The organism is Hominiventricola sp. (assembly GCF_057604405.1).
This window is the reverse complement of record NZ_DBLYVB010000001.1, coordinates 83,007-99,186: the sequence shown is the minus strand read 5'-3', so window position 1 is coordinate 99,186 and position 16,180 is coordinate 83,007. Positions and strand designations below refer to the sequence as shown.

Genomic DNA, 16,180 nt, shown 5'->3' with positions numbered 1-16,180 from the left:
CGTTAAGCGTTGACCATATATTTTAAACAAGGGGAGAAATTCAAAATGTTAGATGCAATCTTAGCACAGTCAAGGAACACAGCCTTGATCATGGGTCTTGTAGCCCTCATCGGTCTGCTTCTTCAGAAGAAGAACGCTGTAGATACCATCAGTGGTACTGTTAAGACCGTTATCGGATTCATGGTATTCAATATCGGATCCAATGCAATGTCTGCTGTAGTAAGCGACTTCACTACTCTGTTCAACACCGCTTTCGGTATTGACGGTGTAACCACTCAGGTAGAGCTGGCAACCGCTCTTGCTCTGGATACATACGGAACAGAGGTAGCTCTGGTATTTGTAATCGGATTTGCTATGAACCTTGTGTTTGCAAAATTCACACCGTTCAAATCCATCTTCCTTACCGGACAGCACTTCCTGTATTTCGCATGTGTTATCGCTCTGGTATTCATCGCTAATGGTACACCGATGGTAGTTACCGTTGTAGCTGGTGGTATCCTTCTTGGATTCTTCGGTGCAGCACTGCCGACTCTGTGTCAGCGTTTCATGGTTGATCTGACCGGTGCAGACAACCTGTCCATGGGTCACTTCAACTGCCTTGGTTATGCATTCTCCGGATATGTAGGATTACTGTTCGAGAAAGCTGGCGGAAACAAAGAGAAATCTGATGCAAGCAACGTAAATATGCCGAAATTCTTCGAACTGTTCAGAGACTTCGTATTCTCTGTAGCACTGTTCATGGTAGTTCTGTTCTACATCGCAGTAGTAGCTTGTGTTGTAAACGGACATATGGACGTAGTTCTTGAGAAATCCGGAAACAACATCTGGTTCATCTATCCGTTCCTGCAGGGTCTGCAGTTTGCGGCTGGTATGAGCGTCCTGATCTATGGTGTTCGTCAGTTCATCGCAGAGATCACCGCAGCATTCGTTGCAATCTCTGAGAAATACATTCCGAACTCCAAACCTGCAGTTGACTGCCCGGCTATTTTCCCGTTCGCACCGACCGCAGTTCTGATCGGTTTCGTTGGATCTTTCCTTGGCGGACTTGCAGCAATGGCTATCATGGTAGCTATGCACAGCAGCACCATCATGATCCCGGCAGCTGGTATCTGCTTCTTCTCCGGCGGTACTTGTGGTGTATTTGGTAACATCCACGGTGGCTGGAAAGGTGCATTCGTTGGATCCTTCATCGTTGGTATGGCTCTGACTGGCCTGCCGCTGATCCTGTATCCGGCATTTGCAGCACTTGGAATCGCAGACGCTTCCTTCCCGAACGTTGACTACAACATCATCGGAGCTGTATTAAATACCATTTTAGGTATCTTTAGATAATTATTTATCAGGGGGCAGGGAGCATATCCCTGCCCTCGCTTTCATTACGAGGAAAATTATGGAACTGAAGGAAGTCTGGAAGGACAGAAAATTAAAAGGCGTACTGGTAAAGGTAGTGGATAATCCGGCAATGGCCGTGATTGCACAGCAGTGTGGGATGGATTTTGTGTTTTATGACTGTGAGCATGGAGTCCTTTCCTACGAAAAGCTGCACGACCTGATGGTAATGGCAAACGGAAGAGGATTTCCTTCTGTTGTGCGTGTGCCACAGCTGGCTAGAGCGGATGTATCCAAGATTCTGGATTACGGTGCATCTGGTGTGATGGTACCCATGATTGAGACGCGGGAACAGGCAGAACTTCTGGCAGGCTGGAGCAAGTATCCGCCAGTGGGAAGAAGAAGCTATTCCGGCGGAGCCAATACGGATTACGGTCCCAGTGGCGGACATGCACAGAATATGGAAAAGATGAATCGGCATACCATGACCATTGCTCAGATTGAGACGGTCAAAGGTGTGGAGAACATCGACGAGATCCTGAGGGTGGAAGGTATTGACGCGGCGATTGTAGGTCCCTGTGACCTGGGAATCTCCATGGGCAATCCTGATAACGTGATGGATGAACGGGAACTGGCCTTGATTCAGAAAGTAGTGGATGCCTGCAAACGGCATGACAAGGCTTTTGGAATTATCGGCGGCATGAATCTGCTTTCACATTTTCGTGAGGATATTAATATTCTGGTGGCAGCAATTGACACCAATATTCTCCGTGCGGGCATGAAAAAAGCAGTAGAAGAGTATGAACAACTATAAGGAATAGTAGAAAGGAGCCATTATGGCAACTGATAAAGAACAGGTAAAAGAGTTTTTAGACATTGCATCCGGACAGGTACAGAAATGGATCGACAGCATTGATGTTGATGCACTTTCAGCTGCAAAAAAACTGATCCTTGATGCTGAGGCAAACAATAATCGTGTACACGTAACCGGTATCGGTAAACCTGCACATGTAGCAGGATATATTGCATCCCTTCTTTCCAGTACCGGAACTCCGGCTTACGAGCTGCACGGAACTGAGGCTGTACACGGAAGTTCAGGACAGGTTCGCCCGGGAGATGTGGTAATCGCAATCTCCAATAGTGGTGAAACTATGGAACTGAAAGCAACGGTAGAGACACTGAAGAGAAATGGTGCAAAGATCATTTCCGTAACCCGTTCTGCAGAGTCCTGGCTTGGTAAAGCAGGTGATGTTGCATTGGTTGCAGGTGTTGAGCAGGAAGGTGATTCCATGAACAAACCACCTCGCGCGTCCATTCTGGTTGAGATCATGATGCTTCAAACCTTAAGCGTTCTGTTGCAGAATGAGAAAAATCTGACACCGGAAATTTACGTTACCTGGCATCCGGGCGGATCTCTTGGAAAGAGCATCAGAGAAGGAGAGAAATAAAGCATGATGAAAATGGAAGGCATTATCACTCCGATCGTCACCCCGTTCCATCGTGACGCGGAGCAGAGCATTAACTATGAAGCAACTGAGAAACTGATCAACCACCTGATTGAGCATGGCGTAAATGGTATTTTCATCCTTGGAAGTAACGGTGAGTTCCATGTAATCGATGAAGACGAGAAGATCGAGATGACCAAGAAGGTTGTTGAGATCGTAAACAAAAGAGTGCCGGTATATGTAGGGACCGGAAGCTGCTCTACCAAGGCTACCATTCGTCTGTCCAAGGCTGTAGAGGCTGCTGGTGCTGACGCTCTGTCTGTTATCACTCCTTACTTCCTGAAACCAACTAATGAGAACCTGTATGCTCATTATAAAGCAGTTGCTGAGAGCGTAAATATCCCGATCGTTCTTTATAACATCCCGAAGGCTACCGGCTGCCCGCTGGATCCGGAACTGGTAGATCGTCTGGCTGATTTTGAGAATATCCAGGGTATCAAAGACTCCAGCGGAGAGCCTGAAAGACTGCAGGCATATGCCGAGATCAGCAAACGCAAAGATCTGCAGCTTCTGGTTGGAAGTGATTCCAAGATCTCCTATGCATATGGCCTGGGTGCTACCGGTGCTGTTGCAGGAACCAGTAATGTTATTGTTGACACTCTCGTAGGTCTGGATAAGGCTCTGAGAGCAGGTGAGACTGAGAAAGCTGAGAAGCTTCAGAAAGATATCGATGTTCTTCGCGGTGTGCTGAAACTTGGTACCGTTCCGAGCGTTATGAAACGTGCAACCGAGCTGGCTGGTATCGCAGAGATTGGACCGGCAAGACTTCCGGTTCAGGAACTGACTGCTGAGGATGATGAGAAGATCAAAGAAATGCTGAAATACTACGGCCTTAACTAAGTAAAAATAAAAAGGAAGAATGACATGGGCGAATATACAATTGAAGAAGACCGCGTAAAACTGACACTGTACACCGCAGGAAATCTGTGCCTGACTCTGATACTGATGTTTATCTGTGCAGAGTTTATGAATCGTGTGTTCTATCTGGGCGTGTTCTTGGGTGCTACAGGAATCTGGTTTGCTGTTAAGTATATGTTCCGTTATGGAAAGAAACTGACACAGAATATTCCGGTTTGCACGTTTAAGAAAAAAGAGCTCGTGATCTATTCTCTTCCCCGCGGGCCTGTAACCATGCAGTACTGCAAAATCAAGGAAGTCAAAGTGCTTCGTGACCATAAGTCCATCAAACTGTTTTTTGCATCAGATGAGGTGACCCATCCGTCGGGATGGAACTATGTGGGTGTCATCTGGCCATTCCGTAAGCAGGAGTTGGCTGAGACGGAGGAGCGCGTAGTGGAAGTTATGAAAAAACATAATCTGAATATAACCGTCGTGGACAAGAAATAAGAGGAGGATGCTAATTATGCAGAAAGTGGAAATTACAAAGAGAATCGCTGATACTGGCGCTATGGCCATTGTTCGTGTTCAGACTGTAGAAAGAGGATATGAGATCGCAGAAGGCTGCCTGGCTGGTGGAATCGACTGTATGGAGATCAGCTACACCCTTCCAAACGCAGGTGAGGTAATTGCTGCCCTTCGTGAAAAATTTGGTGACAAACTGGTTGTAGGTGCTGGTACCGTTCTGGACCCGGAGACTGCAAGACATGCAATCCTGGCTGGCGCACAGTTTATCATCGCTCCGAACCTGAGCACAGAGGTTGCAAAAGTCTGCAACCGTTATCAGATTCCGTATGCACCGGGCTGCACAAGCATCACCGAGGCAATTACCGGACTGGAGTATGGTGCTGCTTTCATCAAAGCATTCCCGATTTCTGACTTCTACGGTCCGAAGCTGGTGTCTGTATTCAAGACCCCGACTCCGTTCATGCCGATTCTGGCATCCGGCGGAATCACTCTGGACAACCTGAGCGATTATGTGAAGAGAGGCGTAGATTGCTGTGGATTCGGAGGACTTTTAACCAAAGGTACTTCCGAGGATATCGCTGCTAACGCAAAACAGATCAAGACCATCATTGATGAGACTCGTGCATCTATGAAATAAATCCTGATTGCAGGATATGGAAGTCCCCTGACAGCTGCTGCTGGAAGGGGATTTCTTTTTTGGACAAAATATGATAGACTGCTGGAAGAAAGTGAAGAGGAGGAACCGGTTATGGGAAAAGTATCCTATGGAAAAATGGTCATTATTGGAGCTGGAAATGTAGGAAGTGCGATTTTAAATTCGGTGCTTCGGATGAATATTTTGGATAATATTGTGGTTGTAAACCGTAATCAGAAGAAAGCGCTGGGAGAGGTGCTGGATGCCAGTCATACAACTGCATTTGCCTACAGTGCCAATGCAGACATCCGCGTAGGCGGTTATGAAGAGTGTGCAGATGCACAGATCATTGTCATTACAGCAGGTCCCAGTATTCAGCCAGGTAATTCAAGAGACCGGATGGTGCTTTTGGAGAAAAATGTCAGTGTTATGAACGATATTATGGAGCAGATTACCCGATATACGCGGGAGGCAATTATTATTGTTGTATCTAATCCTCTCGATATTCTCACTTATATTGCACAGAAAAAGTTCAATTATCCGGCAAATAAAATTTTTGGAACCGGAACCTTGCTGGATACGGCACGTTTTAATAAGATGCTGGGTGATTTGTGCGGTGTTGACGCTAAGAACGTGACGGGATTTGTATTGGGTGAGCACGGTTCTACTTCTTTTATTCCGTGGAACACGGTAAATATTGTAGGTGTGCCCTTTGACCAGCTGAAAGAGCAGTTTAATCTTGAAGAACAGCCGGATAAAGAGAAACTTCTTCATGATACCAAGGTCATCGGACTGGATATTGTGGAACTGAAAGGTTATACCAGTTCCGGCGTGGCATTAAGCGCTTGTCGTCTGATTGGAAGCATTGTCCGGAACGAAAAATCCGTAGTACCGGTATCTACTGTTCTGTCAGGCCAGTATGGTATGACCGGAGTAGCCATGAGCCTTCCCTGTGTTATTTCTAAGAATGGAATTGACCGGGTATTGGAGCTGCCCCTTGACGAAAATGGTAAGAAAGATCTAGAGAATTGCTATGAACATCTGCGGACGGCCATTACCAGTGTCTATCCGGAAGAAAAAAATTTGTAAAATCCTATTGACATGCTTTGAAAACAGGAGTACCATAACAACCGTTATATGAACTTCGCAATGACGAGGACGAGTAACTGGAAGGAATTCTACAGAGAGCCGCGGATGGTGGGATGCGGTGATGCAGTTTCAGTGAAAATCACCTCTGAGCATCCGGTTCGAGAAGCATGTTACCGCGTAGATCCGGACGGCTGACAGTCGTTATCCTGTCGCTCATTAGTAGATGAGTAGAGAGTGGTCATGGATTCCATGGCAAGAAGAGTGGTACCGCAGAGGATTTTAAACCTTTGTCTCTTGTATTAGAGATGAAGGTTTTTTTATTTGTCCGGACAATGTAAAAATACCTGTGGAAACATTTGCGCTATGGTGTGAAGATGCATATACAAAAGAGGAAAAGAGGAAACTAGAAATGAACGTACTGAAAAAAATCACTAATTTTGTAAGCCGTTATATGGCGGCCATTGTTATTCTTATGGCATTGGTTGCATTGTTTGCACCGTCCAGTGTCAGCTTTATTAAGACAAGCTATGTCAATACACTGCTTGGTATTGTTATGTTTGGTATGGGACTTACCCTGAAGCCGGATGATTTCAAAGTAGTCTTCAGCCGCCCGAAGGATGTGATTATCGGCTGTATTGCCCAGTTTACCATTATGCCGCTTCTGGCATTCGGTCTGACAAAACTGTTTCACCTGAGTCCGGAACTGGCGGTCGGTGTCATTCTGGTAGGTACCTGCCCGGGAGGAACTTCTTCCAACGTTATGACTTACCTTTCCAAAGGAGATGTGGCACTGTCCGTTGGTATGACTTCCGTATCCACGATTCTTGCTCCGTTCCTGACTCCGCTGCTGACCAAGCTGTATGCAGGACAGACAGTAGATGTGAATGTAGTGAGCATGTTCGTATCCATCATTAAAGTCGTGATTGTACCGATCCTGCTTGGATTTGTCATCAACCACTTCTTTAAGAAAATTACTGAGACAGTAGTAGAAATCCTTCCGCTGATCTCCACCACTGCGATTGTAGCGATTGTAGCAGCTGTTGTATCCGCAAACTCCGCAAAGATCATGACTTCCGGTCTTCTGATCATCGGTGTAGTCATTCTTCATAATGTACTTGGTTACACGGTTGGTTACGGCGTAGGAAAAGTTTTGAAACTGGATGAGAGCAAATGCCGTGCAATCTCCATTGAGGTCGGTATGCAGAACTCCGGACTGGCAACTTCTCTTGCAACCGTACATTTTGCACAGTATCCGCTGGCAACCATTCCGGGAGCAGTCTTCAGTGTATGGCACAATGTATCCGGAGCAATCTTAGCAAACTTTTTTGCGAGAACTGCGGAACGCTAATTAAGAAAATAAGAGATACACCTGGATTACAGGATTGTATCTCTTATTTTTTTGTGCTATACTTTCTGTAAATAAATTAGGCATATCTAACCACAAGGAGAAAATAATGGAAGAATGGATACTGAAGGGAATGGATGTGAGGCGATGGTACGGAGAGGGAGAAGTGGCTGTACATGCGCTAAATGGGGTTTCTTTTGAGATCCGGCCACGGGAATTTGTGGTCGTCTTAGGACCGTCCGGTTCCGGTAAGAGTACACTTCTTAATCTGCTTGGTGGAATGGATAAGGCAAGCGGAGGAGAGCTTTTATACCAGAATCAGAACTTATCAGAAATGACGGAAAGGGAACTCTCCAATTATCGGAGAAATGTCGTCGGATTTGTATTTCAGTTTTTTCACCTGATACCGACTCTGACGGCCAGAGAAAATGTAGAGCTGTCTGCCAGCATTACGGAAGGCTCCAGAAGTGCGGAAGAAGTCTTGGAGATGGTGGGACTGGCGCAGCGGAAAGAACATTTTCCATCCCAGATGTCCGGTGGTGAGCAGCAGCGTGTCTCCATTGCCAGGGCGATTGTGAAAAATCCGTCGATTCTGCTCTGTGACGAGCCTACCGGAGCACTGGATTCCAAAAACTCTCTGGCGGTGGTGCAGCTTCTTCTGGATGTGCGGGACCAGATCGGATGCCCGGTGGTGACCATCACCCATAATGCAGAGATGGCAAAAGTGGCGGATCGGGTATTTTATATGAAGGACGGGCAGATTCAGCGGGTGGAGGAAAATACCCATCCATTGAAAGCGGAGGAACTGCAATGGTAAAACTGCTTTTGCAAAAGATGCTCCGCGACATGAGGAAAAGCATAGCAGCTTATGGTATCTGCCTTCTGATTGTTGCTGTTGGATTCTGTGGGTACTGTCTTATGTCGGTGGCAGAAGACCATCTGATTGCATCCAGAGATCTGCTCTATGAACGAAGCTCTTTTGCGGATGGATTCGCGGAGGTGCAGGAAGCACCGGCCGCGATTACGGATAAAATAAAGGAAATACCGGGAATCACGGATGCCAATGCACGGATTATAAAGGAAGTCCGTATCAAAGAGGAGAATCAGGAACAGGGAAATACGACCGCGCGGCTGAAACTGATTTCCTATGAAAAGGGCGGCTCCGATGTGCCCATGCTTTTTCAAGGCATGGACGCAGGTGACGGAGACCTGCAGATGGTGGCCGGAAATGCATTTCTGGAAGCAAGAGGGTATTCGCCGGGACAGAAAATCCGGGTGATGGTTTCCGGAAAAGAAACAGAATTTGAGATTACGGGCGGAGGCATTTCGCCGGAAAATATTTATATTATCCGGAACATCGTTGAGATGTATCCTGATCCCTATCATTACGATGTGGGGTTTGTTAGTCTCCGTACCATGGAAAATCTCTATGGCATGCAGGATATGGCAAACAGCTTTACATTTACATTACAACCGGGGTATGAAGTAAAAGATGTGAAAGACCAGGTGGAAGAACTTCTGAAGCCTTATGGCTGTTACAGCGTTTATGGAAGAGAAGATCACCAGTCCGCTTCTATGCTGAATTCAGAGTTGAGCCAGCTGGAAGAGATGGCGGTGGTGCTGCCGTTTCTGTTTCTTTTTGTGGCGGCAGTGGTGCTTTACATTACCATGCATCGGCTGATTGATCAGCAGCGTATTCAGATCGGAACTATGTTGTCACTGGGAATTACCGGCAGACAGATCGGACTTCACTATCTGGGCTATGGCCTGCTGATCGGCGTGATCGGCGGAGCTGTGGGCGGTCTTCTGGGTAATTTTGGGGCATCTCCACTGATTGCATACTACAGACAGTACTATAATCTGCCGGATGCCATAGCCGGGATTTCCATGAAATATTTGGTGCTGGGAACTGTGCTGGCAGGAACTTTCTGTGGAACGGTAAGCTTCCTGTGTGCGAAAAATCTGACAGGGTTAAGTCCGGCAGACGCATTGCGGCCGCCTGCACCGAAGAGCGCGAAGGCAACTCTGGCGGAGCGGATTCCCGGATTTGTCAGGCTATTTACCGTGCCTGGTATTATGGCGCTTCGAAGTATCGGCCGAAACCGAAGGCGAAGCCTTTTATCCCTGTTTGGGATTGCCTGTGCTTTTATGATTACGGCGACACTCATGTCGGTCAATTCTCTGTTTGACGTCTTTCTCTTTGATAATCTGGAGAAAGTACAGCATCAGGATTTTACTGTATATTTTGAACAGCCATTAAAGACCAGGGAGGTGCTTGCATCTATCCAGAACAGCCAGATTGAGAAGGTGGAGCCCTTTGCGGAGACTCAGGGAAAGCTGATGCGGGGAGATACGGAACTGGATTGCACCCTGCAGGCGATCGAACCGGATTCTACCCTCTGCCGCTTGTCAGATAAAGAAGGACGACGGATTAATGTGGAATCGGAGGGCATTGTATTGTCCATTCATATGAGTCAGCGGCTTGGTGTCAAAGCCGGGGACTGGATTGATGTAAAGGTCCTGTATCCGGAGGAACGGATTTCCAGAATCCGGGTAACAGCCGTCATGGAACAGTATATGGGAACCACTGCGTATCTGTCACCGGAAGGTCTGGCGAAAATCAGTGAATATCGGAATGTGTCAACTGGAATTTATATTAAGGCGGCAAAAGATGCCCAGGAAGAATTGTGGAAGAGCTTTGACGGGGCACCGCTGGTGACGGGAATCGAGAGCCGGACGGCCAAGCTTGATAATTGGCGGAGCCTCATGGGAAGCTTTACCGTGATGATTGGTTCTATGGTAGTTTTGGGAATCCTCATTGGTCTGGCGGTCTTGTACACCAGCGCCCTTATCAGTTTTGAGGAACTGAAACGGGAACTTTCTGTTATGCGGATGCTGGGGCTGACGGCGAAAGAATGTCTGGAAGTCATCAGTGTGGGCCAGTGGATTCTGACTGCGGGAGGTATTCTTCTTGGCATTCCTATGACTCTGTGGATGAGCCATATGCTGGCAGTTTCCATGTCGGCGAAGATGTACAGCATTCCGGATTTTGTAGATGCAGCATCTGTACTGGAAGCAATTGTACTCATGGGCGTTGCTGTATTTATCAGTTCACAATTGATTCTGAGAAAACTAAAAGCGGTATCACCGGTATCGCTTCTGATGGAGAGGGAATAAAGATGAAGAAAAAAGTAAAATTGATTCTGGCAGGGGCAGCCGTCATTGTGCTGGCAGCCGTCGGACTCTATGTCCTGTTAAGCCCGGTATCGGTGGAGACGGAAATTATGGAAAAGGCAGACCTCACGGAAACCTTTACAGCGTCTGCGACTGTAACGCCGAAGAACAGTCAGTATGTGTGCGCACCGTTAGCAGGACAGGTGACGGAGGTACTGCTAAAGGAAGGCGAAACAGCCAGCGCCGGAGATCAGGTGATTGCTATTGACGATTCCGAGGCCCGTGACGAGCTGGAACGTCAGAAGACGTCTCTGGAAGCCCAGAAATCAGGAGTGAAAAGCCAGGGAAATTCCGCTAAAGCAGAGGTGGCAGTGAGCCGTCAGCAGCTGGAAACCCAGCTCAATCAGGCAAGAACCACCTATGAGCAGCTCTACGGAGAAAATGGAAATGCTGAGCAGCTGTTCCAGATTGCATCTGAAAATTTTCAGGTGGCAAATGTGGCTTACTGGAAAGCTTATGATAAATATGACGGTTCCACCGATCCCACCAAACAGTCCCAGTTAAGCGCACTGGAGAGCACCAGGGCAGCGGCGGAACAGGCACTGGTGGAAGCGGATACTAATCGTTCCGAGAGTACCAAAGCATATTATGAAAGTATGATTGCTTCCTATGAAAATCAGTTAAAGCTTCTGGACGGCAGCAGCAGTTCCCTGACTCAGAGTACAAAGGCCTCCGAAGATCAGCTTTCCAACCAGGAAGAGCAGGTGCAGAGCCAGCTCGACAAAGCGGAACCCACTGCGCCGCTCGATGGCGTGATCTGGGAAATGCTGGTGAAAAACGGAGACTATGTAGCAGCCAACCAGCCCCTTTACCGGATCTATGATCCGTCCGAGATGACGCTGGAAGCGGATCTTCTGGATACTCAGGCAGCACTCATTCATGATGGTGACGAAGTAACGGCGGAACTGTCCGACGGCAGCATCGTGGATGCAACCGTATCCTTCTTATCTCCGGTATCCACAGAAGAACTGTCTGTTCTCGGTATTGAGGAGAACCGAAGCAAAGTGATCCTTACCGTAGACAGCCTGTCCGACCGCATCGGTGCCGGACATCAGGCAGACCTTACCTTCCATGCCGTACACAAAGAGCAGGTGCTGCAGGTACCGTCCTCTGCCATCGTGCCGGATACCGATGGAGATGCGGTCTATGTGAAGAAAGGCAGCCGTGCCGTACTGACTCCGGTCGAAACCGGTGAACAAAGCGACGGCAGAACCGAGATCGTCAGCGGCCTGGAAGAAGGACAGGAAATAATCACCAATCCCTATGACGCGGATATTAGTGATGGAAAAAGAGTGAAATAAATCATTGCGATTTTGTAGGGCGTGGGTCTCCACGCCCGATTTGTTTGCAAAAATTCCTGTCATTTTCAAAAAAGGTGGAATTTTTGGCTGATGAAGCTATTCTCTGGCCCATTTCACGTATAAAAGCTTGTTGTGGCGAGGAAAAACAGGAACTGGGATGGGGGTATTTTCATATAGGCCCATGAAAAAAATAATAGGTGAATATTATTAGAGCGCAAAACGGCTATTCCATTTTTTTCATCTACTTTATCACTCGGTTTATAAGTTAGACCGATATTAGTTTCACCAATACTTCCTAACCGTATCCACTCCCAGCTCTCCGGAATCTCAAACGGCACCTCATCCGCAATGCACACAGGCTCATTCTTACCAACTTTCTCATAAGGCAAGTTATCGGCAGCGTTGGTAGGTTTCTTTAACGATTTTTTATTTAGAAACCCGAACTGATGTTTACTGTTGGGGTTACGTATGGTAAGATATACGCATGGAAAGTTATATTTTCATATAAAAATGCAATTTCATATAATGAAAGATGTCTATACTTTTTATAGCAACATTTTGTGTGAAGTATTGGAAGTAAGTGGATTATAGCAAGAATCAAAGATATGTAAGAAAATGAGGTGTAGCTATGTCTTTAGAAAAAAACTGGCAGTTCGAACTTGAAGAATATATCAAGCAGGGTGAACCTGACAAAATAGAAAAAAGCGAAGCGTGGCAGACAGCGATTGGTCTGCAGGCAGTGGATGGACTAAAAACATCTGCGTATCTATTAGATACGGCCAAAGATCATATTGAGGGCAAAATTAGTATAGATGACGCACAGAAGCGTATTCAGAGTTATTATGAACAACGCGCTGATCGCGTTGAAACTGAAAATGAGACGAAGGAGGCCGATATTGTATCAGCGAGAATTGCAAAGTTGTTAGGTGAGAAAACATTTCAGTTTTCGCCTGCCGAATGGCTGACTATTCACCGCAGATTATTTGAAGGCGTATTTCCGCATGCCGGTCAAATCAGAAACTATAATATCACGAAAAAGGAATGGGTATTGAAAGGCCATACGGTTATTTATGCGGCATGGGATAGTATCAAAGATACTCTAGATTATGATTTTTCTACGGAAAAACAGTTTTCTTATGAGGGACTGTCCATAGATGCGTCGGTAAGACATCTGGCAAAATTTGCTTCAGATATATGGCAGATTCATCCTTTCTGCGAAGGCAATACCAGGGCAACCGCTGTTTTTATGATTAAGTACATAAAAACGTTCGGGTTTCGCGTAAACAATGATGCTTTTGAGAAAAATTCATGGTATTTTCGTAATGCATTGGTAAGAGCTAATTATAATGATTTGCAAAATGGCATTCATGCAACAACGAAGTTTTTGGAAATGTTCTTCAGTAATTTGATTTTAGGAACAGATTATGAATTGAAAAATCGATATATGCATATTGATTATGTTGCGGAAGAGAATGGAAAGGATGTTAAAAGGGTAACAGAAAATATTTCAAAGGGCAGAATTTGCACTTTGAATTGCCCTTTGGATGAATTAGCGCTTCTCTTAAAGAAAAAGGATTTATTCAGAGATTAAATGGAAAACGTAATGGTAAATGGGAAGTTTTAATTAAGATAGAATAAAACAGAGATTTATAACAATAACGAGGAGGCATAGTCATGAAACAACACACCTACATTGCCATCGACTTAAAATCATTCTATGCCTCGGTGGAGTGCCGCGATCGGGGACTGGATCCACTGGATACGAATCTGGTGGTGGCGGATGAGAGCAGAACGGATAAGACCATCTGTCTTGCAGTGACACCTACATTAAAATCATTTGGTATTTCCGGCCGGGCGCGTCTGTTTGAAGTGAAGCAGAAAGTCAAGGAAGTCAATGCAGACCGAAAGCGAAATCTGAGGGGCAGAGAGTTTTCTGGTTCTTCTCATTTTTATTCGGAATTATCAAAAGATCCTTCACTGGAGTTGGATTTTATCATTGCACCTCCGCGTATGGCCTATTACATGGAATACAGCACCCGGATTTATGAGATTTATATGAAGTATGTTGCACCGGAAGATATCATTGTTTATTCCATAGACGAGGTATTTATGGATGTGACGGACTATTTGCAGACCTATCGTATGTCTCCTCGCGATCTTGCCATGAAAATGATTTTGGAAGTGCTGGAGACAACCGGGATTACGGCCACGGCAGGAATTGGAACCAATCTGTATCTGTGTAAGGTAGCCATGGATGTCATGGCAAAGCATATTCCTTCCGATGAAAATGGAGTCAGGATTGCATTTCTTGATGAAATGACTTACCGAAGAGAGTTGTGGTCACACCGGCCGATTACAGACTTCTGGAGAGTGGGCAGAGGATATGCAAAGAAACTGGAAACCTATGGCATTTATACAATGGGTGACGTAGCCCGTTGTTCGGAGCAGAATGAAGAGTTACTGTACCGGCTGTTTGGAAAAAATGCAGAGCTTCTGATTGACCATGCATGGGGATGGGAACCCTGTACGGTGGAAGCGGTGAAGGCATACCGGCCGGAGAGCAGCAGTCTTGGTTCCGGTCAGGTGCTGCAGTGTCCATATGATGCGGAAAAAGCAAAGCTTGTAGTAAGGGAGATGGCAGATGCTCTTTCTCTTGATCTGGTTGAAAAGCGTCTTGTCACTGATCAGATTGTCATTACTGTTGGCTATGATATTGAAAATCTGACAGATCCGGAACGCAGAAAGAAATATCGAGGTGAGGTGGTCACGGACCGTTATGGAAGACAGATTCCAAAACATGCCCATGGAACGGAGAATCTGGAAAGCTTCACTTCTTCCACGCAAAAGGTGGTAGAGGCGGCTTCTGTTCTGTACGACCGTATTGTGGACAAGAATCTGCTGATCCGAAGAATGAGTATTACGGCAAACAATATCGTGGAGGAGAAAGCCGCTCAGCAGAAGAACAACAGCTATCAACAGCTGGATTTATTTACAGATTATGCGGCTGAAGAGGAGCAGGAAAAGCAGGAGGCACTAAGACTGGACCGGGAAAGAAAATTACAGGAAGCTACAATTACGATTAAGAAAAAGTTTGGCAAAAATGCAATTTTGAAAGGGATGAGTCTTCAGGAAGGTGCAACTGCCAAAAATCGAAATGAGCAGATCGGAGGGCATAAGGCGTGAGTGAATATGATGATATCATCCATCTTCCCCATCGTGTATCAAGAATACATCCGCAGATGTCCATGGAAGACCGGGCGGCGCAGTTTTCACCATTTGCTGCTTTGACAGGCTATGATGCTGCAATTGCAGAAACAGCAAGACTGACAGATCAGCGTGTGGAGCTGGATGAATATGAACGGCAGGCTTTAAATGAGAAATTACAGTTCATTTCCGAACATCTGAACGAACATCCCAAGGTCAGTATTACCTGTTTTGTGCCGGATGCCAGAAAAGAGGGCGGTGAATATGTTACCGTGACAGGAAATATAAAAAAGCTTGACGACTATGAGCACAGAATTGTTCTCATGGACGGAAGTCGGATTTTGATGGAAGATGTGATCGGGATAGAAGATGAATTATAAAAATACAAATAATTGGAGAAACAGAATGTCAAGAATTAAAAATATTGATATCAGTGCGGCAGCACTTCATATAATAGCTATGACCCTTATGTTAATGGATCATCTTTGGGCCACCTTATTTCCAGCACAGGAATGGCTGACTTGTGCTGGAAGACTTGCTTTCCCTACCTTTGCATTTATGACAGTGGAAGGGTATTTTCGTACTCACAATTTCCGGAAATATGTGTTTCGATTATTTCTGTTTGCATTGATTTCAGAAATACCTTTCGACCTGATGTATGGAGGAACCTGGTTTTATCCGGTTCATCAGAATGTGATCTGGACACTGCTGATGGGGCTTTTGGGAATCCATCTGATGGAAATGGTCAGAAAAACACAGAAGATTTGGAAATATCTGGCTGTAGCCGCCATTGTTGTTATCGTAGGAATGATACTAGGAACGCTTTGCATGGTGGATTATTATGGAGTTGGTGTTCTGACGGTGTTTATTTTCTATTTCTTCCGGGAGCGGAAATGGTGGTGTCTGTTAGGACAGATTCTTGCACTTTACTGGGTAAATGTGGAGATGCTGGGAGGCCTTATGTATCCGGTTTCATTATTTGGAGTGGAATTTGAACTTTGCCAGCAGGGCTTTGCATTATTAGCATTGATTCCCATTTGGCTGTATCGTGGAAGGCAGGGATACCATAGTAAGCCATTCCAGTATAGTTGTTATGCGTTTTATCCTGTTCATATGTTGCTTCTTGTGTTGTTATTAAACTATATTTTATTTTAGAATTGTGTTCAGAAGGATT

Annotated in this window: 15 protein-coding genes and 1 other annotated feature; all 15 genes read left to right on the top strand. The window is 45.8% G+C overall.

The features are described from left to right. Positions 1 to 45 precede the first annotated feature (45 nt). Positions 46 to 1,332, top strand: a complete 1,287-nt coding sequence (gene ulaA, locus ACZMB2_RS00530) for a PTS ascorbate transporter subunit IIC (protein WP_487595036.1) — start codon at positions 46 to 48, stop codon at positions 1,330 to 1,332. A 58-nt stretch (positions 1,333 to 1,390) separates the two neighbouring features. Continuing rightward, positions 1,391 to 2,143, top strand: a complete 753-nt coding sequence (locus ACZMB2_RS00525) for an HpcH/HpaI aldolase family protein (RefSeq protein ID WP_487595035.1) — start codon at positions 1,391 to 1,393, stop codon at positions 2,141 to 2,143. Positions 2,144 to 2,165: 22 nt separating this feature from the next. Next, complete coding sequence (locus ACZMB2_RS00520; protein ID WP_487595034.1) at positions 2,166 to 2,777, top strand: KpsF/GutQ family sugar-phosphate isomerase; 612 nt, start codon at positions 2,166 to 2,168, stop codon at positions 2,775 to 2,777. Positions 2,778 to 2,780: 3 nt separating this feature from the next. Further along, positions 2,781 to 3,674, top strand: a complete 894-nt coding sequence (gene dapA / locus ACZMB2_RS00515) for a 4-hydroxy-tetrahydrodipicolinate synthase (RefSeq protein ID WP_487595033.1) — start codon at positions 2,781 to 2,783, stop codon at positions 3,672 to 3,674. Between the two features lie 24 nt (positions 3,675 to 3,698). Then, positions 3,699 to 4,181, top strand: a complete 483-nt coding sequence (locus ACZMB2_RS00510; RefSeq protein ID WP_487595032.1) for a hypothetical protein — start codon at positions 3,699 to 3,701, stop codon at positions 4,179 to 4,181. 16 nt (positions 4,182 to 4,197) lie between these two features. After that, the gene (locus ACZMB2_RS00505; protein WP_487595031.1) at positions 4,198 to 4,836 is read left to right on the top strand and encodes a beta/alpha barrel domain-containing protein; all 639 of its coding nucleotides are present in this window, start codon (positions 4,198 to 4,200) and stop codon (positions 4,834 to 4,836) included. Between the two features lie 111 nt (positions 4,837 to 4,947). Further along, positions 4,948 to 5,922: an L-lactate dehydrogenase gene (locus tag ACZMB2_RS00500; RefSeq protein ID WP_487595030.1), complete on the top strand. Its 975-nt coding sequence runs from the start codon at positions 4,948 to 4,950 to the stop codon at positions 5,920 to 5,922. A 51-nt stretch (positions 5,923 to 5,973) separates the two neighbouring features. Next, positions 5,974 to 6,220 (top strand) — a binding site (T-box leader). Between the two features lie 111 nt (positions 6,221 to 6,331). Continuing rightward, complete coding sequence (locus tag ACZMB2_RS00495) at positions 6,332 to 7,270, top strand: bile acid:sodium symporter family protein (protein ID WP_487595029.1); 939 nt, start codon at positions 6,332 to 6,334, stop codon at positions 7,268 to 7,270. Positions 7,271 to 7,376: 106 nt separating this feature from the next. Continuing rightward, on the top strand, positions 7,377 to 8,084 hold the full coding sequence (locus ACZMB2_RS00490) for an ABC transporter ATP-binding protein (protein WP_487595028.1): 708 nt from the start codon (positions 7,377 to 7,379) through the stop codon (positions 8,082 to 8,084). Continuing rightward, positions 8,078 to 10,444, top strand: coding sequence for an ABC transporter permease (locus tag ACZMB2_RS00485; RefSeq protein WP_487595027.1), 2,367 nt, complete (start codon positions 8,078 to 8,080; stop codon positions 10,442 to 10,444). Before ACZMB2_RS00490 ends, ACZMB2_RS00485 begins: the two co-directional genes overlap by 7 nt. 2 nt (positions 10,445 to 10,446) lie before the next feature. Then, positions 10,447 to 11,802 (top strand): efflux RND transporter periplasmic adaptor subunit, encoded by a 1,356-nt coding sequence (locus ACZMB2_RS00480; RefSeq protein WP_487595026.1) that lies wholly within the window; start codon positions 10,447 to 10,449, stop codon positions 11,800 to 11,802. Positions 11,803 to 12,430: 628 nt separating this feature from the next. Beyond that, entirely contained in the window at positions 12,431 to 13,393 is a 963-nt protein-coding gene (locus ACZMB2_RS00475) for a Fic family protein (protein ID WP_487595025.1), read from the top strand. 83 nt (positions 13,394 to 13,476) lie between these two features. Beyond that, entirely contained in the window at positions 13,477 to 14,985 is a 1,509-nt protein-coding gene (locus tag ACZMB2_RS00470) for a Y-family DNA polymerase (protein WP_487595024.1), read from the top strand. Beyond that, entirely contained in the window at positions 14,982 to 15,386 is a 405-nt protein-coding gene (locus ACZMB2_RS00465; protein ID WP_487595023.1) for a YolD-like family protein, read from the top strand. Before ACZMB2_RS00470 ends, ACZMB2_RS00465 begins: the two co-directional genes overlap by 4 nt. A gap of 25 nt (positions 15,387 to 15,411) precedes the next feature. Next, the gene (locus tag ACZMB2_RS00460) at positions 15,412 to 16,161 is read left to right on the top strand and encodes a TraX family protein (RefSeq protein ID WP_487595022.1); all 750 of its coding nucleotides are present in this window, start codon (positions 15,412 to 15,414) and stop codon (positions 16,159 to 16,161) included. Positions 16,162 to 16,180: the final 19 nt, after the last annotated feature.

Bases quoted from the DNA above. Each gene is read 5' to 3' on its own strand.
- ulaA (WP_487595036.1), top strand. From the start codon at position 46: ATGTTAGATGCAATCTTAGCACAGTCAAGGAACACAGCCTTGATCATG.
- ACZMB2_RS00525 (WP_487595035.1), top strand. From the start codon at position 1,391: ATGGAACTGAAGGAAGTCTGGAAGGACAGAAAATTAAAAGGCGTACTG.
- ACZMB2_RS00520 (WP_487595034.1), top strand. From the start codon at position 2,166: ATGGCAACTGATAAAGAACAGGTAAAAGAGTTTTTAGACATTGCATCC.
- dapA (WP_487595033.1), top strand. From the start codon at position 2,781: ATGATGAAAATGGAAGGCATTATCACTCCGATCGTCACCCCGTTCCAT.
- ACZMB2_RS00510 (WP_487595032.1), top strand. From the start codon at position 3,699: ATGGGCGAATATACAATTGAAGAAGACCGCGTAAAACTGACACTGTAC.
- ACZMB2_RS00505 (WP_487595031.1), top strand. From the start codon at position 4,198: ATGCAGAAAGTGGAAATTACAAAGAGAATCGCTGATACTGGCGCTATG.
- ACZMB2_RS00500 (WP_487595030.1), top strand. From the start codon at position 4,948: ATGGGAAAAGTATCCTATGGAAAAATGGTCATTATTGGAGCTGGAAAT.
- ACZMB2_RS00495 (WP_487595029.1), top strand. From the start codon at position 6,332: ATGAACGTACTGAAAAAAATCACTAATTTTGTAAGCCGTTATATGGCG.
- ACZMB2_RS00490 (WP_487595028.1), top strand. From the start codon at position 7,377: ATGGAAGAATGGATACTGAAGGGAATGGATGTGAGGCGATGGTACGGA.
- ACZMB2_RS00485 (WP_487595027.1), top strand. From the start codon at position 8,078: ATGGTAAAACTGCTTTTGCAAAAGATGCTCCGCGACATGAGGAAAAGC.
- ACZMB2_RS00480 (WP_487595026.1), top strand. From the start codon at position 10,447: ATGAAGAAAAAAGTAAAATTGATTCTGGCAGGGGCAGCCGTCATTGTG.
- ACZMB2_RS00475 (WP_487595025.1), top strand. From the start codon at position 12,431: ATGTCTTTAGAAAAAAACTGGCAGTTCGAACTTGAAGAATATATCAAG.
- ACZMB2_RS00470 (WP_487595024.1), top strand. From the start codon at position 13,477: ATGAAACAACACACCTACATTGCCATCGACTTAAAATCATTCTATGCC.
- ACZMB2_RS00460 (WP_487595022.1), top strand. From the start codon at position 15,412: ATGTCAAGAATTAAAAATATTGATATCAGTGCGGCAGCACTTCATATA.